Origin of the sequence: Streptomyces ortus (genome assembly GCF_026341275.1) — a bacterium.
In the GTDB taxonomy this organism is placed as follows: Bacteria; Actinomycetota; Actinomycetes; order Streptomycetales; family Streptomycetaceae; genus Streptomyces; species Streptomyces ortus.
Map to the genome: position 1 here is coordinate 2,115,325 of NZ_JAIFZO010000002.1, position 21,295 is coordinate 2,136,619.

A 21,295-nucleotide genomic window follows, 5' to 3' on the forward strand; every position below is an offset into this window, starting at 1 on the left:
GACGTGTCCACGCTTAATGCCTTCCATGGGGATGCGCGGTGTGGTGGGAGCGCTCCCATCCGTTCCGGGCCCGCGCCTTTCGAGAGGAAGCAGCGACATGTTCCGCAGCTTGCGAAGAGCGCTGGGTGCTGCTGCTGCCGCCGCGGCGCTCCTGTTGCCGCTGGCCGGTGTCCAGGCCGCCCACGCGGACCCGGCGGCCACCGCGGAAGCCACTTCGGCGGCAGCCGCCCCCGGAGCCGGTTACTGGCACACCAGCGGTCGGCAGATCCTGGACGCCGCAGGACAGCCGGTACGGATCGCCGGCATCAACTGGTTCGGGTTCGAGACGTCGAACAACGCTGTCCACGGACTCTGGGCGCGTGACTACAAGAGCATGATCGACCAGATGAAGTCGCTCGGTTACAACGCCATCCGGCTGCCGTACAGCGACGACATCCTCAAGAGCGGTGCCGTGGCCAACAGCATCGACTTCTCCGGCGGCAAGAACGCCGACCTCCAGGGGCTCTCGCCCCTACAGATCATCGACAAGCTCGTGGCGTACGCGGGTCGGGACGGCCTGAAGGTCATCCTGGACCGGCACCGGCCGGACGCGGGCGGCCAGTCCGCGCTCTGGTACACGGCCGCGGTCCCCGAGACGACCTGGATCACCAACCTCAAGTCCCTCGCGGCCCGTTACAAGGGCAACCCGACGGTGATCGGCATCGACCTCCACAACGAGCCGCACGATCCGGCCTGCTGGGGCTGCGGCGACACGACGAGGGACTGGCGGCTGGCCGCCCAGCGCGCCGGGAACGCGGTCCTGTCCGCCAACTCCGAGCTGCTGATCTTCGTGGAGGGCGTGCAGACGGTCGACGGCGTGTCGGGCTGGTGGGGCGGCAACCTGATGGGCGTCGCGCAGTACCCCGTACAGCTGGACGTCCCGAACCGGGTCGTCTACTCGGCCCACGACTACGCCACCAGCGTCGCCCAGCAGAACTGGTTCAGCGATCCGTCCTTCCCCGCCAACATGCCGGGCGTCTGGGACAAGTACTGGGGTTACATCTTCAAGCAGAACATCGCCCCGGTGTGGGTCGGCGAGTTCGGTACGACCCTGCAGTCGACCGTCGACCAGAAGTGGCTCGCGGCGCTGGTGAGCTACCTGCGCCCCACGGGCACGTACGGCGCCGACAGCATGTCCTGGACCTTCTGGTCGTGGAACCCCAACTCCGGTGACACGGGCGGGATCCTGAAGGACGACTGGACGACCGTGGACACGGTGAAGGACGGGTACCTGGCGAGCGTCAAGGCGCCGGGGTTCCCCGCGGAGGGCGGGGGAAGCGACCCCGGCGATCCGGGTGACCCGGGAGGCGGCGCCGCCTGCACCGCCGCGTACACCGTCAGCAGCGACTGGGGTGGCGGCTTCAACGCCGAGGTGAAGGTGACCAACTCCGGCAGGACAGCGCTCAAGTCCTGGAAGACGACCTGGACCTGGCCCGGCGCCCAGAAGGTCACCAGCATGTGGAACGCGTCGTACACCCAGAGCGGACCGACGGTGACGACCACGAACGCCGACCACAACGGGGCTGTGGCGGTGGGCGGTTCGGCGATGTTCGGGTTCGGGGGAGCGCCGGGGGGTGGGGGTGTGCCGGCTGTCAGTTGCACGGCAACGTGACGGTCTGACGCCCGGACGGCTGGGTGACAGGGGCGCTCGGTGCTTGCCGGGACGCCCCTGTCAACGAGTGCCAGTAGCGACGTACAGCCGGACCATGTCGTCGTCGGCGCTGTCCCAACGGTGGGGCCGGACAGGTGGTTCGGGTACGTTCCAGCACTCCTCGGCGCCAGGAAGAGGCAGCCGATACCCGGCCGCGCGGGACCGCTTCGCCCACCGGCGCCAGCGGGCCTCGCCCGGATCGGGCAGCCTCCACACGTAGGGGTCCGGCGCCCTGACCTCCGCCGAGAGCTCCAAGTCGCTCACCGCGTGACCGCCGCTGCGGGGGCGGGTGAACAGGCCGACCAGGGCGTCACGCACCGGTCGGAACACGGGGTTCCTCCGGGACGGGAAGCGCGAACCTTGCCCACACGCTCTTCGTGTGCGGCTGCCGGGTGTGCCCCCAACTGTGGGCCAGCTGCCCGACCAGAGCGAGTCCGCGTCCGTCCTGGGTGTCAGGACCGTGCTCCCGGGCCCTGGGGATCCGGTCCCGGTCGGGGTCGTGGACCTCCAGGAGGAGGTGGGCCCCTTGAAGCGCGAGCGTGACTCTCACCTGGGCGTCTGACACCCAGCAGTGGATCACCGCGTTGGTCACGAGTTCGTTGGCGGAGAGGGTGATGTCGTCGGCGAGTTCACCGGTGATGCCCCAGTCCGCGAGTGTCTTGCGGACGCGCTGGCGGGCGGTGGGGACGTGGCTTCTGTGACTGGGGATGCGGAAGGTCTCGGACATGGGCATGGGGGACCCCGTTCTGACGTGGCATCAAGTGATTGGCCTGACGGCGCATTGCTGAAGCTACGGCCCAATTCTGGCCGTTAGCAATGCGCTCAACTGAATACATTCACTCGTCCACTCGATCGAGTGACGCGCTCTGGGGTGCGGTGACCTGTGTGGCATCGTTGCGAAAGGAGAGGGGAGGTCCCATGCCCGCAGGTGGACGGCCGACGGTGCGCAGCAGGCGGTTGGGCACTGCGCTCAGGCAGTACCGGCTCGCCGCGAAGCTCGACCAGCCGCAGGCGGCCGAGGTGATCGCGTCAAGTCAGGCCAGAGTGAGTCGCGTTGAGACGGGGCACGTCACCGCTCGTGTCATCGAAGTGCGCCTGCTGCTGGATGCGTACGGAGTCACGGATCCGGAAGTCCGTGCCAAGTTGGAGGAGTTGGCCAAGCGCTCCAAGAACCGGGGATGGTGGCTTGAGCACGCTGCACACCTGCGGCCGGACTACATGGATCACATCGCCCTGGAGGACGATGCGACCTACATCCAGGAATGGCAGCAGGCGCTGGTGCCAGGACTCCTGCAGACTCCGGCCTACACAGAGGCAGTCATCCGGACGAGTCCCGTGCACATGGCTCCCGAGCGCGTCGCCCAGTTGGTCGAGGTGCGGGAGGCCCGCCAGGCGAAGATCGAGGAGGGCGGGGCGACGTACTCCGCCGTCATCTGGGAAGCGGTGATCACCCATCCTCTGGTGAGCCTCGAAGTCCATCAGCAGCAGCTCTTGGCTGTTCTCGCGGTGGCGAAGCGGAAGAACGTCACCGTGCAGGTGCTCCCGTTCAGCATGGGAGCGCTCGCCACCGTCACTTCGGCTTTCTCTACTTTCAGCTTCGACACCGAACCTGCGGTGCAAGCAGTGGCCCTGGAAAACCTGAGAGGTACCTCGGTCCTTGAGGCCCCGGAAGACCTTGCCGCTTACGCCAATATGTACGACCTACTACGATCGTCGGCACTGGCACCGGACGCGAGTGCGAAGCTCATCCGGGGCGTACTGCGGAGCTTGAAGGAAGACGCATCGTGCCCGAGGCCATAGGCCCCTTCCGTAAGTCGTCGTACTCAGGAGCGGAGAGCAACTGCGTCGAGGTGGCCCACACGGCTGTCGGCGGCCGAGCTGTCCGCGACAGCAAGCAGTCGGCGTCGGACGGCCCCCTGCTCACCGTCTCGCGCGAGAGCTGGCAGGCGTTCCTGCAGCAGTTCGGCTAGGGGCACCAGCTGAGCACCTGCGGGCGCCGCTTCTCACCTCAGCTTCGTCCCCGGCGTGGCGATCACTCGAGCGGGTACGACACCCGCGGCGTGGCCTGAGCGTCCTGAAGTCATCGGCTGCGCTCGGGGAAGGCGTTCCCACATCAAGCCGGGCGCGTTTCGACTTCGGCGCACACCCGCCGGGATCTCAGCACCGTCCGTGGCTGGACACCCCACTGGGCCACAGCACGGTCAACTGCGGTGGCCCTCGCCCGCCTCGGTGACCCGCAGCCGGTGACTCCTGTGCCGGTACGCCGATGGGGGCGCCCGGTGTTGTCCGGGCGCCCCCATCGGCGTACGAGAAGGTGTACGCGGTGAAGTCAGAGCTTGTCGATCACGTAGTCGATGCACTTCGTGAGCGCTTCGACGTCCGCCGGGTCGATCGCCGGGAACATCGCGACGCGGAGCTGGTTGCGGCCGAGCTTGCGGTAGGGCTCGGTGTCGACGATGCCGTTGGCGCGCAGGACCTTGGCGACGGCGGACGCGTCCACGTCGTCCGAGAAGTCGATCGTGCCGATGACCTGCGAGCGCTTGGCCGGGTCGGTGACGAACGGGTTCGCGTACTTGACGTCCTCGGCCCAGCCGTAGAGCGTGCGCGAGGAGGTCGCGGTGCGGCGGACCGCCCAGTCGAGGCCGCCCTGGCCGTTGATCCACTCCAACTGGTCGTTGAGGAGGAAGAGGGTCGCGAGGGCCGGGGTGTTGTACGTCTGGTTCTTGCGCGAGTTGTCGATCGCCGTGGGGAGCGAGAAGAACTCCGGTACGTGGCGTCCGCTCGCGTGGATGCGCTCGGCGCGCTCGATCGCGGCCGGGGAGAAGACGCCGATCCACAGGCCGCCGTCCGCCGCGAACGACTTCTGCGGGGCGAAGTAGTAGACGTCCGTCTCCGCGATGTCGACCGGGAGGCCGCCCGCGCCGGAGGTGGCGTCCACCAGGACCAGGGAGCCCTCGTCGGCGTTAGCGACCCGCTTGATGGGGGCGGCGACACCGGTGGAGGTCTCGTTGTGGGTGAGGCCGTAGACGTCCACGCCCGACTGGGCCACCGGCTCCGGGTGCGTACCCGGCTCGGAGGTGATGACGTCCGGGTCCGCCAGCCAGGGCGCCAGCTTGGCCGCCTTCGCGAACTTCGACGAGAACTCGCCGAACGTGAGGTGCTGCGACTTGTTCTCGATCAGTCCGTGGGTCGCCACGTCCCAGAACGCGGTCGAGCCGCCGTTGCCGAGGACCACCTCGTAGCCCTCGGGGAGCTGGAAGAGGTCGCGCACACCTTCGCGGACCTTCCCCACGAGGTTCTTGACCGGGGCCTGGCGGTGGGACGTGCCCATCAGGGACGTGCCCGTTGCGGCGAGCGCGGTGAGCGACTCCGTACGCACCTTGGAGGGGCCCGCGCCGAAACGGCCGTCGGCGGGCTTGAGGTCAGCGGGGATCTGGATATCAGCCACAACGGGAGCGTAGCGGCTCGCGGAAACCTGGGTGAAACGTCGTCCGTCGGGTGAGACGCGCCTGTCACCGCTGGGGGGCCGGTCGCGCGGTTCCCCGCGTCCCTTGACCCGTGGTGACGGGGATACGGAAGTAGGCGGCCCGAGGGGGCGCGGGCCTCCACGCAGTCGTCCACGGCGGCGGGAACCTGCGTGGAGTCGTTGCTCCGCCCATGGAAGTCCACCGTGACGGTCAGGGCGTCGGGCAGGCGTACGTGATTGCGTTCCGCGCAGCCGCGGACGAGCCCGGTGAGTTCGGTCAGCCCCGCGGCGCGGTCGGCGTGAAGCGGACCGGCAACCGGGTCAGGCTGCTCAGCCAGGGGGACGGGCGGCGGGTCAGGGAGGCGGCGGGGGTCGCGAGGTCGAGGTCGGGGAGGCGGTCCAGGACCACCTCGATCGCCGTACGCGCGACCACCTCCGCGATCTCCTGCGCCGGGAACGGACACCGGTGCTCCCCGTGCCCGAACGCGAAGTGCGCGCTGTTCCCGCCGGTCAGGGCCGTGCCGTGGGTGCGGACCTGCGGATCGTGGTTCGCGGCCTGGATACCGAGCAGCAGCAGATCCCCGGCGCGGACGGCGCGACCGCCGAGCCGGGCGTCGCGGGACGCCCACCGGCCGGCCACGGTCCGGGCCGGCGTGTCCTCCCACAGGACCTCGTTCATGGCCTCGGCGACACTGCGCCGGCCACCGAGGAGCGAGGCCGCGAAACGGTCGTCCGTCAGCATCAGCCGCAGCGAGTTGCCGATCCAGCCGGCGGTCGGCTGCTGGCCCGCGGTCAGCATGACGATCAGGTCCTTGGCGATCTCCTCGTGGCTGAGGGTGGGCCCCGGCGCCGTACGCCCGGCGGCGAGCATGCGGCTGACCACGTCGTCCGCGGGCCGCGCCGCCCGGTCCGCCACCAGCCGCGCCATGCACGCGGCCACGTGCAACTGCCCCGCGAGGGCGTCCCCGCGCCCGTCGACCATGTCGCTCAGGGCGGCGACGAGGCCCGGCCCCTGCTCGTCGGCGAACCCGTAGAGCGTGGCGAGGACCCGTACGGGGAGCAGGGCCGCGTACTGCGCGACGAGGTCCGCCGTGCCGTCGGCGCACACCGCGTCGATCAGCTCGTCGGCGAGGCGTTCGGCGTGGGCGCGCAGCTCGAAGGGGTCGACGGCTTCGAGGGCGCCGCCGATCACCGCCACCCGCGTGCGATGGCGTTCGCCGACGGTGTGCAGGACGGAGGAGCGCCCGCGCCCGATCATCGGCAGCAGCGGCCAGTCGTCGGGGACGCGCTCCCACTGGTTCCAGAGGCCGGAGTCGCGGCTGAACAGCACGGCGTCCCCGGTGACCTGGTGCAGCTCGCGGTAGCCGAGCACCAGCCACGCCGGGATGTCCGCGTCGAGCAGCACCGGCGCCACCGCGCCGAACTCACGTCGCAACTCCCGGTACAGCGCCGCCGGTTCGGACCGGAACCGAAGCCCGTCGAGGCGTACGGGGAAGGCGTCAGAGGTTGCGGAGTCCAACGAGCACCTGTTCCAGGACGTGGGAATCGGGACGGCCGCCGAGTTCGGCCCTGCGGGGGTGGCGCGCGCTGACGCGGCCCTCGGCGAGCAGGTCGCAGAGCAGGATCTTCGTGATGGTGACGGGCAGCCGAAGCTCGGCGGCGACCTCGGCGACGGCGGTGGGCCGCCCGGTGAGGCGCAGGATCGCCGCGTGCTCCGACTGCATGCCGGGCACCGGATCGCACTCGGCGACGACCAGCGTCAGCAGGTCGAAGGGCGTGCCGGGCGCGGACCGGGTACGCCCCTGCGTGAGGGTGTAGAGCCGGTCGGGCGCGTCGTCCCTGCCCGGCCGGCTCATGGCGTACGTGGTGGCGCGCTCAGGTGACCGTCGAGTTGTTCCACCAGCTGGCCCATGTTGTGTCCGACGAGCCCGGCGTCGGCGTCCTCGGCCGTGATCAGGGCCAGGTGCGCGCCCTCGCCGGCCTCGACGATGAACAGGATCCCGCCGTAGAACTCGGTCATCGCCGACCGTACGTCCCCGGTGCCGTCCCCGAACTGGAGGGAGGCCCCGTGGGACAGGGCCTGGATCCCGGCGGCGATGGCGGCGAGCTGGTCGGCCTGGTCGACGGTGAGTTCCGGCGTACTGCACAGCTTGAGGCCGTCCCGGGAGAGCACGAGCGCGTGCCGGGCACCCGGTGTGCGCGTCAGCAGCCCCTGCACGAGCCAGCGGAGCTTCTCCTCGGTCGTCGACGCGCTGAAGGGGGCGGTGGAGGGGGCGGAGGTGACGGAGGTGGCGGTGGCGGGCGACGTGGTTCCGGTGGCCGAGGTGGTGCCGGTGTGGACGGTCATGGCGTGGAGTCGCCTTCCGGGTGGGGGGTGGCAGGGCTCGTACGGGCCTGTACGGGCTCGTCCGCCGGAGGGCGGCGCACGGCTTGGCGGAAGCTGTTGAAGCGGGTGGCGCGGTTCGTCACGTCGTCGGGGGAGGGGCGGGAGGCCTCGGCCGCGGCCCCGGTGGCGGCCTCGACGGCGGCTTCGGCCTCGGCGAGGGTGCGACCGCGGTGACGCCTGGGGAGCAGTTCGGCGTGCTCGGTGCGCTCGGCGTCGTCGGACCGGCCGGGGTGGTCGGGACGGTCGGCGGGCCGGGGCCGGAAACCGTGGGCCGGAACCGGCTCCGGGTCCAGGTCGGGGACCGCGTGGGAAGCGGCGTACGACGCGGACGGCCCGTGGGAGCCGGACCAGGGGAACTCCTCCCGGTCGTCGGGGTCGGACCAGGGCCCGGGGCGCGGGCCGGGGAAGGGCGACGAGGATCCCCGTACGACCGGATTCGCCGGCGGCGCGGAGCTCGCCGTGCCCGCCGAGGTCGAGGTCGCGGTTGAGGTCGAGGTCGAGGTCGAGGTCGAGAAAGGCGCCCGGAACGGCGGTGGTGTCGCAGTGGGTACGGAGGTCGGCGCGGATGCCGGTACGGAGGTCGTGTCAGTCGTCCGCGCCGACGTGGTGGCGGCGGCCGGGGTCGACGTCGGGTTCGACGCCGGGGTCGCGAGGATGTCCTGCGGGATGCGGACCAGGACGCCCGTGCCGCCGCGCGCCGAGGGGCGGAAGGAGATCGTCAGGCCGTACTTGCGGGCGAGCAGGCCGACGACCGTGAGGCCGAGCCGGGCGCCGGTGAGGCCGCCGGGCCCCGGCTGCGTACCGCAGACGGCCCGTTCGGCGTGCCGCAGCTGTGCCTCGCCCATCACCAGGCCGCTGTCCTCGACGGAGACGACGACTCCGGCCGGCACCTCTTCCACGTAGACGTGCACTTCGGCGGTCGGCGGGGAGAAGTTCGCGGCGTTGTCGAGGATCTCGGCGAGCGCGTGCATCACCGCCTCGGCGGCGTGCCCGGCGACCGCCGCCTCGCTCGCCGAGTGGATGCGTACGCGCTGGTAGCCGCCGATGCGGCCCATCGCGCCGCGCAGGATCGACTCCATGACGATGGGCCGTGCCCAGCGGCGGCCGGAGCGCGCGCCCGTGAGGACGGCGACGGAGTCGGCGAGACGGCCCGCCTGCGCGGTGCGGTGGTCGAGGTGGAGGAGGTCGGCGAGTACGTCCTCGTCGGCGTGCCTCTCCTCCATGGCGCGCAGGTCGGCGAGCATGCCGGTGGTGAGGGCCTGGAGGCGGCCGGCGGTGTGGGCGGAGGCCGAGATCGCGGTGTCCCGGTCGGTTCGCGCCTGCCGCAACTCCTCGCTCACGCGCGCGTTCTCGGCGCCGAGCCGGGTGCGCTCGCGGTCGAGTTCGGCGGCGAGTCGCACCTTCTGGTGGGCGTTCTGTTCGGCGAGCCGCGCGCGTTCCCGGGTGAACTCGTCGGTGAGCCGGGCGTGTTCCCTGGCCGATTCCTCCGTGAGGGCGGCCTTCTCCTGCAGTAATCGGCCGGCGTCCTGGGAGACCTCTTCGAGACGGCGGAGGAGTAATCGCGAGGTCTGTGCGGCATGGCCGGCCACGGCCGCGGCCGCACACAGCAGGAGGAGCGCCGCGCCCAGGCCCCAGCCGAGGGGGACGCGCGCCTGCGCGGGAGCCAGGGTGACCGCGGCTCCGACGGCGAAGCCGGCGGGTACGACCGTCAGGAGCGGGGCGACGGCGACGGCACGCAGGCGGGGGCGTGCGCTGCCGAGCTGTGCGAGGGACGGCCGATCTTTTGTGGGGCGCGCTTGCGAGGTGGGCGCGTTCATGAATCGTGTCCTCGGTCGTGTCCTGGGCGGGATGCGACACCTGGTGCTCAACTGGCGGTCACTATATGGGACTTCGTGATCGGAACGGGCACGTTCTGGCGCACTCTCACAATTCGTCCCCGATTCCCTGAGGAGCCGCCCCGGCGCACAACGGGGCGCACGAAAGGGGCGCGTGAAACGGCGCAATCTTCCACCTCCCGAGCGCGATGACCGGCGCACCTTTCAGGGGCGCGGGGAACTGCGCGTGCTCAGCGGCGGCGGGCGTTCGGCCGGAGGGCTCCGGCCGCGGGAACCGGCCGGCTTTCAAGGGGCGCGGGGAACTGCGCGTGCTCAGCCACGGCAGGCCCCGCAGCCGAAGCAAGCCCTGCCACCAACCCACCCCCCGCCGGAGGCCCTACGCAGGAGACACTTGCACACATGACGGACACGCACCGCGCCCCACCCCACCCCGCGCTGACGCGCGAACTGACCGCGGCGCTCGCCACAACCGTCCGCGGCGAGGTCGCGTTCGACGCGACCGCGCGAGCGCTCACCACCATGGACGCGTCCAACTACCGCCGCGTCCCCCTGGGCGTGGTCGCCCCACGAGACGCCGACGACGTCGCCGCGACCCTCTCCGTGTGCGCCGGACTCGGCGTACCGGTCGTGGCCCGCAGCGGCGGCACGTCCATCGCCGGCCAGGCCACCGGCACCGGCGTCGTCCTCGACTTCACCCGCCACATGAACCGCGTCGAGTCGCTCGACCCCGGGACCCGCACGGCCGTGGTCCAGCCGGGCGTCGTCCTGGACCGCCTCCAGGAGGCCGCTGCCCTCCACGGACTGCGCTTCGGCCCCGACCCCTCGACCCACAGCCGCTGCACGCTCGGCGGAATGATCGGCAACAACTCCTGCGGCTCCCACTCGGTGGCCTGGGGCACGACCGCGGACAACGTACGCGAACTCTCCGTCCTCACCGCCCGCGGCGAAAGGCTCCGCCCCGGCCCGGGCTGGGCGGGCGCCCCCGACGGCCTACGGACCCTGGTGGAACAGGAACTGAAAACCCTCCGCACCGGCTTCCCCACCCTCCCGCGCCGCATCTCCGGCTACGCACTCGACGCGCTGCTCCCCGAACGCGGCGCGGACGTGGCCCGCCTCCTCTGCGGCTCCGAGGGCACCCTCGGCATCGTCACGGAGGCGGTCGTACGCCTCGTCGAGGCACCACGCGCGCGTGCGCTCGCCGTCCTCGCCCACCCGGACGAGAGCGCGGCGGCGGAAGCGGCCCCCGGGCTGCTGCCGCACGGGCCGCTGACGGTGGAGGGGATGGCGGCCGACCTCGTACCCCCGGACGCCGCGCTGCCCCGGGGCGGCGCCTGGCTGTTCGTGGAGACGGGCGGTGACACGGAGGCGGAGGCACGCGCGCGTGCCGAGGCGATCGTCCGCGCGGCGGACGTGACGGACTCCCTGGTGGTCACCGACCCCGCCGCACAGCGTGCCCTGTGGCGCATCCGCGAGGACGCCAGCGGCACGGCGACCCGGATGCCGGACGGCACCGAGGCCTGGCCCGGCTGGGAGGACTGCGCGGTGCCACCGGCCCGGCTGGGCGCGTACCTCCGGGACTTCAGGGGCCTGTTGACGTCCCACGGGCTGCGCGGGGCGCCGTACGGCCACTTCGGGGACGGCTGCGTGCACGTACGCATCGACTTCGACCTGCTGACCCCCGCGGGCGTCGGCCGCTTCCGTCGCTTCTCGGAGGAACTGGCCGAACTCGTCGTCTCGCACGGCGGCTCGCTGTCGGGCGAGCACGGGGACGGACAGGCGCGGGCCGAACTGCTGCCGAAGATGTACGGGCCCCGGGTCATCGGCCTCTTCGAGCGGGTGAAGGACCTCTGGGACCCGGACGGCCTGCTCAACCCCGGCATGCTGACCAGGCCGCACCGGCTGGACGAGAACCTGCGCTTCGCGGTCCTCCCGCGCGAACCGGTGGACGTCGAGTTCGGCTACCCGGCCGACGGCGGGGACTTCTCGGCGGCGGTACGCCGGTGCGTGGGGGTCGCCAAGTGCCGCACCACGACCACGACGGGCTCCTCGGTGATGTGCCCCTCCTTCCGCGTCACCGGTGAGGAGGAGCACTCCACGCGCGGGCGCGCCCGGCTGCTGCACGAGATGCTGGCCGGCGAGGTGATCACGGACGGCTGGCGCTCCACGGAGGTACGCGACGCCCTGGACCTCTGCCTGTCCTGCAAGGGCTGCCGCTCGGACTGCCCGGTCGGCGTCGACATGGCCACGTACAAGGCGGAGTTCCTGCACCACCACTACGAGGGCCGCAGACGGCCGGCGGCGCACTACGCGATGGGGTGGCTGCCGCTGTGGCTCCGGCTGGTCGACCGCACCCGTACGGCACGGCCGGTCAACTTCCTCTCCTCGCTCAGGCCCTTGGCGGCGCTCGCCAGACGACTGGGCGGCATCGCGCCGGAACGGGACATCCCGCGGGTGGCGGGGGAGACGTTCAGCCGATGGTGGGCGCGGCACGGCGGCACACGGCCGGTGCCCGCGGAACCGGCTGCGGAAGCCGCCGGTCCGACGACGACGGTCGTCCTGTGGCCGGACACCTTCACGGAGCACCTCTCCCCGTCCGTCGGCAAGGCGGCCGTACGGGTCCTGGAGGCGGCGGGCCTGAACGTGACGCCGGTGACCGCCGGCGGGCGACCGACCTCGCGCGGTCCGGGCGTCTGCTGCGGTCTGACCTACGTCTCGACGGGACAGCTGGACCGCGCCCGTACGGTGCTGCGCCGCACGCTCGACCTGATGGCCCCGCTCCTGGACCCGCTCCTGGACCCGGCGTCCGCGTCGGAGCCCGCGCCCGTCCCGCCCGTGGTCGTCCTCGAACCGAGCTGCGCGGCGGCCCTGCGTACGGATCTGCCGGAGCTGCTGCCCGACGATCCGCGCGCGGGACGCCTGGCGGCGGCGGTGGTGACGTTCGCGGAGGCGCTGGAACGCCATGCCCCGCACTGGACGCCCCCGCGTCTGGACCGCCCGGTGGTGGGGCAGACCCACTGCCACCAGCACGCGGTCCTGGGAGACGCGGCGGACCGGCGGCTGCGCGAGGCGGCGGGCCTGACCGGCACGCTGGCGGGCGGCTGCTGCGGGCTCGCGGGCAACTTCGGCTTCGAGGAGGGCCACTTCGAGGTGTCGAAGGCCTGCGCCGAGGAACACCTGCTCCCGGCGGTCCGCGAGGCCCCCGACGACGCGGTCGTCCTGGCAGACGGCTTCTCCTGCCGCACCCAACTGCACCAGCTGACAGAGGCACGCCCCCAACACTTGGCAGAAACCCTGGCAGCAGCCCTACCACCCCCCTGAGGGGCGCGGGGAACTGCGCACTCCAGCCCCGACCAACCCGCACCTCTCCACACCCCCCATCCCAACCCCCTAGGGGCGCGGGGAACTGCGCACCCCAGCCCCGACCAACCCGCACCCTCCACACCGACCCCCACCCCGGTGCCCCACCCCACGCCCGCGCGCGCCCTCCGTAAGCCGCAAACCCGCTTCACAACCCTGACCAAGTCCACTACCCTGGACCAGCAAGTCCACCACGATGTACAAAACCCGCACCCCACCGAACTTCCTGGACACCCCGTGACCATCCCCCGCGCCGACCCCGCCACCACCGCCGCGCTCCCGGACCCCGCGTCCGGACAACCCCCCGCCGCGGCCCCCCGAGGCATCCGCGCCCTCGGCCCGGTGGGCCTCGTCCTGGCCGGAGGCGTCAGCGTCCAGTTCGGCGGCGCCCTCGCCGTGAGCCTCATGCCGCGCGCCGGAGCGCTCGGCGTGGTCGCCCTGCGCCTCGCGGTCGCCGCGATCGTGCTGATGGTGATCTGCCGGCCCGGACTGCGCGGGCACTCACGCGCCGACTGGGGCACGGTCCTCCTCTTCGGCGTCACGATGGCCGCGATGAACGGCCTCTTCTACCAGTCGGTGGCCCGCATCCCGCTGGGCCCCGCCGTCACCCTCGAAGTGCTCGGCCCGCTGATCCTCTCGGTGGTCGCCTCACGCCGTGCCGTCAACCTCCTGTGGGCCGGCCTCGCCCTCGGTGGCGTCTTCCTGCTGGGCGGCGGCGGTTTCAGCAGCCTCGACCCCGCGGGCGTCGCCTTCGCCCTGTCGGCGGGCGCGATGTGGGCGGCGTACATCGTGTTCAGCGCGCGTACGGGGCGCCGCTTCCCGCAGGCCGACGGTCTGGCGCTGGCGATGGTGGTCGCGGCCGTGGTGTTCCTGCCCCTGGGGCTCGCGGAGTCGGGCAGCAGGCTCCTGGACCCGACCACGATCGCCCTGGGCTCCGCCGTGGCGATCCTGTCCTCCGTGCTCCCGTACACGCTGGAACTCGTCGCCCTGCGCCGGATGCCCGCCTCGACCTTCGCGGTCCTGATGAGCCTGGAACCGGCCGTCGCCTCGATCGCCGGCTTCCTGGTGCTGAGCCAGACGCTCACGGTCACCGAAGGGCTCGCGATCGCCCTGGTCATCGCGGCGAGCATGGGAGCGGTACGCACCCAGGTGGGCCGAGGCAGAGCAAAGAACGTCGGCTAGGGCAGCCGCCCAGGGGCAGCCGCCCGAGCGGCGAACCGGACGCTCCCCGACGCGGCGAACCGCACGCTCCCCGGGGTGCGGACCGGGGGCGCCGGCCGAAGACGTCGGTCCTCGCTCAGGTCGCGGACGCCGGCGGTACGGGACCGCCCTTCGAGTCCATGCGACGGTTCCGCGCCTCCTGCGACAGTTTGGTCAGATAGGCGAAGAGCACGTTCTTCCTGCTGTGCCCCTTCAGGCGCAGATAGACGAGCAGGTCGAGCAGGACCGTGTCGTAGTGGACGTTCGGGGTCGAGGCGCCGTACACGTAGCGCCGCTGGATGTGGCTGCGCAGCGTCGTGTCCACCTTGGGATCGGCGGCGGCGCGGGCCAGCATCTTGTCCAGGTTGTCGTTCACCGTCTGGGACTGCTCGGCGAACGAACTGCCGGCCGTGGTGGCGTAGTGGAAGTTCACCGACTGCCAGTAGACCTTCTCGCCCGGGTCGGTGGGCTTGTCGTAGAGCTTGTCCACGCTCACGTGCATGATCTCGTGCAGGATCGAGGCCGTGCGGAACGGCGCGTCGTCCGTGGTGGCCTCCCCGGACGAGTACACGGGGTCATACGTGACCAGGGGATGCGCGCCGACCGTCGCCTGCGCCACCGCCCCGTCGTTCTTCTTGGTGAAGGTGATCTCGTCGATCAACGCCGCGCATTCGTCGAGAAGTTCGGCGAAATGCGGTTCGTCGGTCACGTCGTCGGGCAGTGCTGTTCCGCCGGCGTCCTTGATGAGCCTGTCCAGAGCCAGGCGGCGCAGGGGTTCCGAATGGGTGCTCATGTGGCCCTCTCTGTAACCCTGTCGGATGTCGTGGGGCGGGTGATCACGGTGCGTTCCCCGCCGTACGCCGCATGCTGCTCCCGGGTGAAGTGTCCGGCAATGCCTGAAACACACCTCAATAGACACTTTCGCCGCGCGGGCAGCAATCAATGCAAGCATGCTTGCTTGTTTCTCGCCCCGCTGCCATGCTCCAGAGCGCACCGCACGCCCTGCACCGCACGCCAGGAGCCACGCACCGCACCGCACCGCACACCGTTGTGCCCCGAGGGGAGCGCCATCGTGTCCGACCCGTCGTCCGTGATCGACGATCTGAGCCGGGAGAGCGAGCAACTCGACGCCCTGGTAGGTGAGTTGGCGGAGGAGGCCTGGGCGCTCGCCACCCCGGCCCCGAGGTGGACCGTCGCCCACCAGATCGCGCACCTCGCCTGGACCGACCGGTCCGCCCTGCTCGCCGTGACCGACGCTGCGGCCTTCGCCCGGGAGGTCGGGAAGGCGCTCGCCTCACCCGACGGCTTCGTGGACGAGGGTGCCGAGCAGGGGGCCGCGCTGCCCCCCGGCCGGCTCCTCGCCGAGTGGCGTGCCGGGCGGCAGGCACTGGAGAAGGCCCTGCGCGCGGCACCCGCCGGGACGCGATTCCCCTGGTACGGGCCGTCCATGTCGGTCGCCTCCATGGCGACGGGCCGGCTCATGGAGACCTGGGCCCACGGCCAGGACATCGCGGACGCGGTGCGGGTGACGAGGCCGGCCACCGACCGCCTCCGCCATGTGGCGCGCATCGGCGTGCGGGCCAGGGACTTCGCCTTCGGGGTGCGGGGGCTCACCCCGCCCGAGGAGGAGTTCCGCGTCGAACTCACCGCGCCCTCGGGCGAGGTGTGGTCGTACGGGCCCGAGGACGCCGCCCAGCGCGTCACCGGCCCCGCGCTCGACTTCTGCCTCCTCGTCACCCAGCGGGCCAACCGCGTCGACCTCGCGGTACGGGCGGAGGGCCTCGACGCCGACCGCTGGCTGGACATCGCCCAGGCCTTCGCGGGCCCGCCCGGCACGGGCCGCGCACCGAAGGGGCCCGCGGAATGACCGACGGCCCCACCACCGCCGGTCCCACCGGTGGCACGGCCTCCGGTATGCCGACCGGGACGGCCGCCGACGCCCCCGGCCCGGCGCCGGGCCCGGCCGCCCGCCCCCTGCGCATAGGCAACGCCTCCGGCTTCTACGGCGACCGCTTCGACGCCATGCGCGAGATGCTCACCGGCGGCCCGCTGGACGTCCTGACCGGTGACTACCTCGCCGAACTGACCATGCTCATCCTCGGCCGCGACCGTCTCAAGAACCCGGCCGGCGGCTACGCCCGCACCTTCCTGCGCCAGCTGGAGGAGTGCCTGGGTCTCGCCCACGAGCGGGGCGTACGGATCGTGGCCAACGCGGGCGGCCTCAACCCGGCCGGACTCGCCGACGCCGTACGGGAGTTGGCGGCGCGGCTCGGCATCCCCGCGCGGGTCGCCCACGTCGAGGGCGACGACCTCACCGCCCGCCACCCCGGCCCAGGGAATCTCGCCGCCCACGCCTACCTCGGCGGCCAGGGCATCACCGCCTGTCTGCGTTCGGGCGCGGACATCGTCGTCACCGGCCGGGTCACCGACGCCGCGCTGGTCACCGGGCCGGCGGTCGCCCACTTCGGCTGGGCGCCGGACGCCTACGACCGGCTCGCGGGAGCCGTCGTCGCCGGACACGTACTGGAGTGCGGCACGCAGGCCACCGGCGGCAACTACGCCTTCTTCACCGAGCACGACCCGGCCCGGCTGCGCCACCCGGGCTTCCCGGTCGCCGAACTCCACGACGACGGCACGAGCGTCATCACCAAGCACGACGGCACCGGGGGCGTCGTCGACCTCGGCACGGTCACCGCCCAGCTCCTGTACGAGACGGCGGGCGCCCGGTACGCGGGCCCCGACGTCACCGCCCGCCTCGACTCCGTCCGCCTCACCCAGGAGGGCCCCGACCGCGTACGGATCGCGGGGGTACGGGGCGAGGCGCCGCCGCCCACCCTCAAGGTCGGGCTCAACCGGCTCGGCGGCTTCCGCAACGAGGTCGTCTTCGTGCTGACCGGGCTCGACATCGAGGCGAAGGCCGCGTTCGTACGGGCCCAGGTGGAGGCCGCGCTCGCGGGAGCCGAGTCGCGGCCCGCCGAGGTGCGCTGGGAACTCGCCCGCACCGACCGCCCCGACGCGTCCACCGAGGAGACCGCGAGCGCCCTGCTCCGGCTCGTCGTGCGCGACCCCGACCAGGACACCGTGGGCCGCACCCTCAGCGGAGCCGCCATCGAGCTGGCCCTCGGCAGCTACCCCGGATTCCACGTGGCGGCACCACCGGGAAAGGGCGCCCCCTACGGGGTCTTCGAGGACGTGTACGTCCCCCAGGCGGACGTGGACCACGTGGCGGTCCTCCACGACGGACGCCGGATCCCCGTGCCGCCGCCCCCCGACACCCTCGTACTCCGGCCCCTCGCGCCCTCGCAGGAACCGCCGCTCCCCGAACCCCCGCCGACCGCCGGTTCCGCCGTGCGCCGCGCCCCCCTCGGCCTGGTCGCCGGAGCCCGCAGCGGGGACAAGGGCGGCAACGCGAACGTCGGCGTCTGGGTGCGCACGGACGAGGCCTGGCGCTGGCTCGCCCACACCCTCACCGCCGACCGGTTTCGCGAACTCCTGCCGGAGACGGCAGAGTTGACCGTCGTACGGCACGTCCTGCCCCGGCTGCGCGCACTGAACTTCGTCGTCGAGGGCATCCTCGGCGAGGGCGTCGCCGCGCAACACCGCTTCGACCCGCAGGCCAAGGCCCTCGGCGAATGGCTGCGCTCCCGCCACCTCGACATACCGGAGGTACTGCTGTGACGGTCCTGGCGTCCGCGCTGGACACCTCCTCCGCGGACTACGCGGCCCACCGCGAGAGCATGCTCGGCAAACTCGCCGACCTCGACACCGAGCACGCCAAGGCCCTCGCGGGCGGCGGCGAGAAGTACGTGGCCCGGCACCGGGCGCGCGGCAAGCTGCTCGCCCGTGAACGCGTCGAGCTGCTGCTCGACCCCGACACACCGTTCCTCGAACTGTCGCCGCTCGCCGCCTGGGGGAGCGACTCCCCGGAGTACGCGGTCGGCGCCTCGCTCGTCACGGGCATCGGCGTCGTCGAGGGCGTCGAGTGCCTGATCACGGCCAACGACCCGACCGTACGCGGCGGCGCCAGCAACCCCTGGAGCCTGAAGAAGGCCCTGCGGGCCAACGACATCGCGTACGCCAACCGTCTTCCGAGCATCAGCCTCGTCGAGTCGGGCGGCGCCGACCTGCCCTCCCAGAAGGAGATCTTCATCCCCGGGGGCGCCATCTTCCGGGACATCACCCGGCTGTCGGCGGCCGGTGTCCCGACCGTGGCCGTCGTCTTCGGCAACTCCACCGCCGGGGGCGCGTACATCCCCGGCATGTCCGACCACGTGATCATGGTCAAGGAGCGCGCGAAGGTCTTCCTCGGCGGCCCGCCGCTGGTGAAGATGGCCACCGGCGAGGAGAGCGACGACGAGTCCCTGGGCGGCGCCGAGATGCACGCGCGCGTGTCGGGTCTCGCCGACTACTTCGCCGTCGACGAGCGGGACGCCCTGCGGCAGGCGCGGCGTGTGGTCGCCCGCCTCAACCACCGCAAGGCGTACGCCGATCCGGCACCCGCCGAGCCGCCCAAGTACGACCCCGAGGAGCTGCTGGGCATCGTGCCCGGCGACCTCAAGCACCCCTTCGACCCGCGCGAGGTGATCGCCCGGATCGTCGACGGCTCCGACTTCGACGAGTTCAAGCCCCTCTACGGGACGAGCCTGACGACCGGCTGGGCGAGCCTGCACGGCTACCCCGTGGGCGTCCTCGCCAACGCGCGCGGGGTGCTCTTCAGCGAGGAGTCGCAGAAGGCCGCCCAGTTCATCCAGCTCGCCAACCAGCGCGACATCCCGCTGCTCTTCCTGCACAACACCACCGGCTACATGGTCGGCAAGGAGTACGAGCAGGGCGGCATCATCAAGCACGGCGCGATGATGATCAACGCGGTCAGCAACAGCCGCGTCCCGCATCTGTCCGTGCTCATGGGCGCCTCCTACGGGGCGGGCCATTACGGGATGTGCGGTCGCGCGTACGACCCGCGCTTCCTCTTCGCCTGGCCCAGCGCCAAGTCCGCCGTCATGGGCCCCCAGCAGCTCGCCGGCGTCCTGTCGATCGTCGCCCGGCAGTCCGCCGCCGCGAAGGGCCGACCGTACGACGACGACGCGGACGCGGCCCTGCGCGCCATGGTGGAGCAGCAGATCGAGTCCGAGTCCCTGCCGATGTTCCTGTCCGGGCGGCTCTACGACGACGGCGTCATCGACCCGCGCGACACCCGAACCGTCCTCGGCCTGTGCCTGTCCGCGATCCACACGGCCCCCTACGAGGGCGCGCGCGGCGGCTTCGGCGTCTTCCGGATGTGAGAGGTCCCATGAGTTCCATGATCGCGAGTCTGCTGGTCGCCAACCGCGGCGAGATCGCCTGCCGCGTCTTCCGCACCTGCCACGAGCTGGGCATCCGTACCGTCGCCGTGTTCTCGGACGCCGACGCGGACGCCCTCCACGCGCGCGTGGCCGACTCCGCCGTACGCCTGCCGGGCAGTTCGCCCGCCGAGACGTATCTGCGCGGCGAGCTGATCGTGAAGGCCGCCGTCGCGGCGGGCGCCGACGCCGTCCACCCCGGCTACGGGTTCCTCTCCGAGAACGCCGACTTCGCGCGGGCCGTCCTCGACGCGGGCCTCGTCTGGGTCGGCCCGTCCCCGGAGGCGATCGAGGCGATGGCCTCCAAGACCCGCGCCAAGGAACTGATGGCCGCCGCCGGGGTGCCGCTGCTGTCCCCCCTCGCCCCGGACGCCGTGACCGAGAAGGACCTGCCGGTCCTGGTGAAGGCGTCGGCGGGCGGCGGCGGACGCGGAATGCGGGTCGTGCGCGAACTGGTTCACCTGAAGGATGAGTTGGCGGCGGCCTCGGCCGAGGCCGCGAGCGCCTTCGGGGACGGCACGGTCTTCGTCGAGCCGTACGTCGAGCACGCGCGCCACGTCGAGGTGCAGATCGTCGCCGACGGCCACGGCACCGTGTGGGCGCTCGGCACCCGCGACTGCTCCCTCCAGCGCCGCCACCAGAAGGTCATCGAGGAGGCCCCCGCACCGGGCCTCGCCCCCGAGACGGAGCAGCGCCTGCTCTCGGCGGCGACGGCCGCCGCCCGCACGATCTCCTACACGGGCGCCGGCACGGTGGAGTTCCTGGTCTCAACCGACCCCGCCGGCGAGCAACACGGCGAGGAGCGCGTCCACTTCCTGGAGATGAACACCCGCCTCCAGGTCGAACACCCCGTGACCGAGGCCGTCTTCGGGACCGACCTGGTCGCCCTGCAACTGCGCGTCGCCGAGGGCGGCACCCTCGACGGCGACCCGCCGGCCCCGTCCGGCCACGCGATCGAGGCCCGCCTCTACGCCGAGGACCCCGCCCAGGACTGGGCCCCGCAGACCGGCACCCTGCACCGGCTGGCCGTACCCGGCGTCCGCCTCGACACCGGCTACGGCGACGGCGACACCATCGGCGTCCACTACGACGCCATGATCGCCAAGGCCGTCGCCCACGCCCCCACCCGGGCGGAGGCGATCCGCAGACTCGCCGGAGCCCTGGAACGGGCGACGGTGCACGGTCCGGTCACCAACCGCGACCTCCTCGTACGCTCCCTGCGCCACGAGGAGTTCACGGCGGGCCGGATGAACACCGCCTTCTACGCCCACCACCTCGCCGACCTCACGGAGGCCGCCCCGGACCCGTACGCCCCGCTGGCCGCCGCGCTCGCCGACGCGCACGGCCGCTCCCGGTTCGGCGGCTGGCGCAACCTGCCCTCGCAGCCGCAGAGCAGGCGCTACCTCGTGGCGGGCGAGGAGCACGAGGTCCACTACCGGCACACCCGGCGGGGCCCGGCCGCCGACGGCGTCCACGTGGTCGAGGCCGGCGCGGACCTTGTCGTCCTCGACATCGCGGGCGTACGCCGCAAGTTCGCCGTGTCCCGGTACGGCGACCGGGTCCACGTGAACGACACCACGCTCACGGCCCTGCCCCGCTTCCCCGCCCCCGAGCCCGACCACGCCCCCGGCTCCCTCCTGGCCCCCATGCCGGGCACGGTGGTCCGCGTCGCGGAGGGCCTCGGCGAAGGGACCCAGGTCCGGTCGGGCCAGCCGCTGATATGGCTGGAGGCGATGAAGATGGAACACAAGATCACCTCCCCGACGACAGGCACGCTGACCACGCTGCACGCCACCCCCGGCCAACAGGTGGAGGTGGGCACGCTGCTGGCAGTGGTAGAGCCCCTTTAGGGCGGCGGGGAACGGCGCAACCTCCGGGCTCCTGCCCTTCAGGGCCGCGAGGAACGACGCAATCCCTTCGCCACCTTCAGGGGCGCGGGGAACGGCGCAATCTTTTGTCTTTCGGTTTTTGGGGGCGCGGGGAACGGCGCAGTCTTTCCGCTTTCAGGGGCGCGGGGAACGG

At 72.1% G+C, this 21,295-nt stretch carries 17 protein-coding genes; 9 read left to right on the forward strand and 8 right to left on the reverse strand.

The window, feature by feature from the left end; translation table 11 throughout:
- Positions 1 to 97 precede the first annotated feature (97 nt).
- The gene (locus K3769_RS12680; RefSeq protein WP_267026537.1) at positions 98 to 1,651 is read left to right on the forward strand and encodes a cellulase family glycosylhydrolase; all 1,554 of its coding nucleotides are present in this window, start codon (positions 98 to 100) and stop codon (positions 1,649 to 1,651) included.
- A gap of 60 nt (positions 1,652 to 1,711) precedes the next feature.
- On the opposite strand, the gene K3769_RS12685 is transcribed toward K3769_RS12680, so the two are convergent.
- Both K3769_RS12685 and K3769_RS12690 read right to left on the reverse strand, forming a co-directional pair.
- Entirely contained in the window at positions 1,712 to 2,020 is a 309-nt protein-coding gene (locus K3769_RS12685) for a hypothetical protein (RefSeq protein ID WP_267026538.1), read from the reverse strand.
- Positions 2,001 to 2,423 carry an ATP-binding protein gene (locus tag K3769_RS12690; protein ID WP_267026539.1) on the reverse strand — a complete coding sequence of 141 codons (423 nt, stop codon included), beginning with the start codon at positions 2,421 to 2,423 and terminating at the stop codon, positions 2,001 to 2,003. The genes K3769_RS12685 and K3769_RS12690 overlap by 20 nt, the downstream gene beginning before the upstream one ends.
- Positions 2,424 to 2,608: 185 nt before the next feature.
- On the opposite strand from K3769_RS12690, the gene K3769_RS12695 reads away from it, so the two are divergent.
- Both K3769_RS12695 and K3769_RS12700 read left to right on the forward strand, forming a co-directional pair.
- The gene (locus tag K3769_RS12695) at positions 2,609 to 3,490 is read left to right on the forward strand and encodes a helix-turn-helix domain-containing protein (RefSeq protein ID WP_267026540.1); all 882 of its coding nucleotides are present in this window, start codon (positions 2,609 to 2,611) and stop codon (positions 3,488 to 3,490) included.
- Positions 3,475 to 3,660 (forward strand): DUF397 domain-containing protein, encoded by a 186-nt coding sequence (locus K3769_RS12700; RefSeq protein WP_267026541.1) that lies wholly within the window; start codon positions 3,475 to 3,477, stop codon positions 3,658 to 3,660. Before K3769_RS12695 ends, K3769_RS12700 begins: the two co-directional genes overlap by 16 nt.
- 359 nt (positions 3,661 to 4,019) lie before the next feature.
- Here K3769_RS12700 and serC read toward each other — a convergent pair whose 3' ends face one another.
- The 5 genes from serC to K3769_RS12725 all read right to left on the reverse strand — a co-directional run bounded on the left by serC (position 4,020) and on the right by K3769_RS12725 (position 9,359).
- A complete protein-coding gene (gene serC / locus K3769_RS12705) occupies positions 4,020 to 5,138 on the reverse strand; it encodes a phosphoserine transaminase (protein ID WP_267026542.1) in 1,119 nt (372 codons plus the stop codon).
- Between the two features lie 295 nt (positions 5,139 to 5,433).
- On the reverse strand, positions 5,434 to 6,675 hold the full coding sequence (locus tag K3769_RS12710) for a cytochrome P450 (RefSeq protein ID WP_267026543.1): 1,242 nt from the start codon (positions 6,673 to 6,675) through the stop codon (positions 5,434 to 5,436).
- Positions 6,656 to 7,012 carry a DUF742 domain-containing protein gene (locus K3769_RS12715; RefSeq protein ID WP_267026544.1) on the reverse strand — a complete coding sequence of 119 codons (357 nt, stop codon included), beginning with the start codon at positions 7,010 to 7,012 and terminating at the stop codon, positions 6,656 to 6,658. Before K3769_RS12715 ends, K3769_RS12710 begins: the two co-directional genes overlap by 20 nt.
- Complete coding sequence (locus K3769_RS12720) at positions 7,009 to 7,503, reverse strand: roadblock/LC7 domain-containing protein (RefSeq protein ID WP_267026545.1); 495 nt, start codon at positions 7,501 to 7,503, stop codon at positions 7,009 to 7,011. Before K3769_RS12720 ends, K3769_RS12715 begins: the two co-directional genes overlap by 4 nt.
- Positions 7,500 to 9,359 carry a sensor histidine kinase gene (locus K3769_RS12725; protein WP_267026546.1) on the reverse strand — a complete coding sequence of 620 codons (1,860 nt, stop codon included), beginning with the start codon at positions 9,357 to 9,359 and terminating at the stop codon, positions 7,500 to 7,502. Before K3769_RS12725 ends, K3769_RS12720 begins: the two co-directional genes overlap by 4 nt.
- Positions 9,360 to 9,776: 417 nt before the next feature.
- Here K3769_RS12725 and K3769_RS12730 point away from each other — a divergent pair, with 417 nt between their 5' ends.
- Complete coding sequence (locus K3769_RS12730; RefSeq protein ID WP_267026547.1) at positions 9,777 to 12,695, forward strand: FAD-binding and (Fe-S)-binding domain-containing protein; 2,919 nt, start codon at positions 9,777 to 9,779, stop codon at positions 12,693 to 12,695.
- 282 nt (positions 12,696 to 12,977) lie between these two features.
- A complete protein-coding gene (locus tag K3769_RS12735; protein WP_372515145.1) occupies positions 12,978 to 13,916 on the forward strand; it encodes an EamA family transporter in 939 nt (312 codons plus the stop codon).
- A gap of 115 nt (positions 13,917 to 14,031) precedes the next feature.
- Here the strand turns inward: K3769_RS12735 and K3769_RS12740 are convergent, their stop codons facing one another.
- A complete protein-coding gene (locus K3769_RS12740; RefSeq protein ID WP_267026549.1) occupies positions 14,032 to 14,727 on the reverse strand; it encodes a hypothetical protein in 696 nt (231 codons plus the stop codon).
- A 279-nt stretch (positions 14,728 to 15,006) separates the two neighbouring features.
- Between K3769_RS12740 and K3769_RS12745 the strand changes: the two genes are divergently transcribed.
- The 4 genes from K3769_RS12745 to K3769_RS12760 are packed head-to-tail and all read left to right on the forward strand — an operon-like array spanning position 15,007 to position 21,123.
- Positions 15,007 to 15,801: a TIGR03084 family metal-binding protein gene (locus K3769_RS12745; RefSeq protein WP_267026550.1), complete on the forward strand. Its 795-nt coding sequence runs from the start codon at positions 15,007 to 15,009 to the stop codon at positions 15,799 to 15,801.
- Positions 15,802 to 15,848: 47 nt separating this feature from the next.
- Positions 15,849 to 17,612 carry an acyclic terpene utilization AtuA family protein gene (locus K3769_RS12750; protein WP_267031345.1) on the forward strand — a complete coding sequence of 588 codons (1,764 nt, stop codon included), beginning with the start codon at positions 15,849 to 15,851 and terminating at the stop codon, positions 17,610 to 17,612.
- Complete coding sequence (locus K3769_RS12755) at positions 17,609 to 19,216, forward strand: acyl-CoA carboxylase subunit beta (protein WP_267026551.1); 1,608 nt, start codon at positions 17,609 to 17,611, stop codon at positions 19,214 to 19,216. The genes K3769_RS12750 and K3769_RS12755 overlap by 4 nt, the downstream gene beginning before the upstream one ends.
- Positions 19,217 to 19,233: 17 nt before the next feature.
- Positions 19,234 to 21,123 (forward strand): acetyl/propionyl/methylcrotonyl-CoA carboxylase subunit alpha, encoded by a 1,890-nt coding sequence (locus K3769_RS12760; protein WP_267026552.1) that lies wholly within the window; start codon positions 19,234 to 19,236, stop codon positions 21,121 to 21,123.
- Positions 21,124 to 21,295 lie beyond the last annotated feature (172 nt).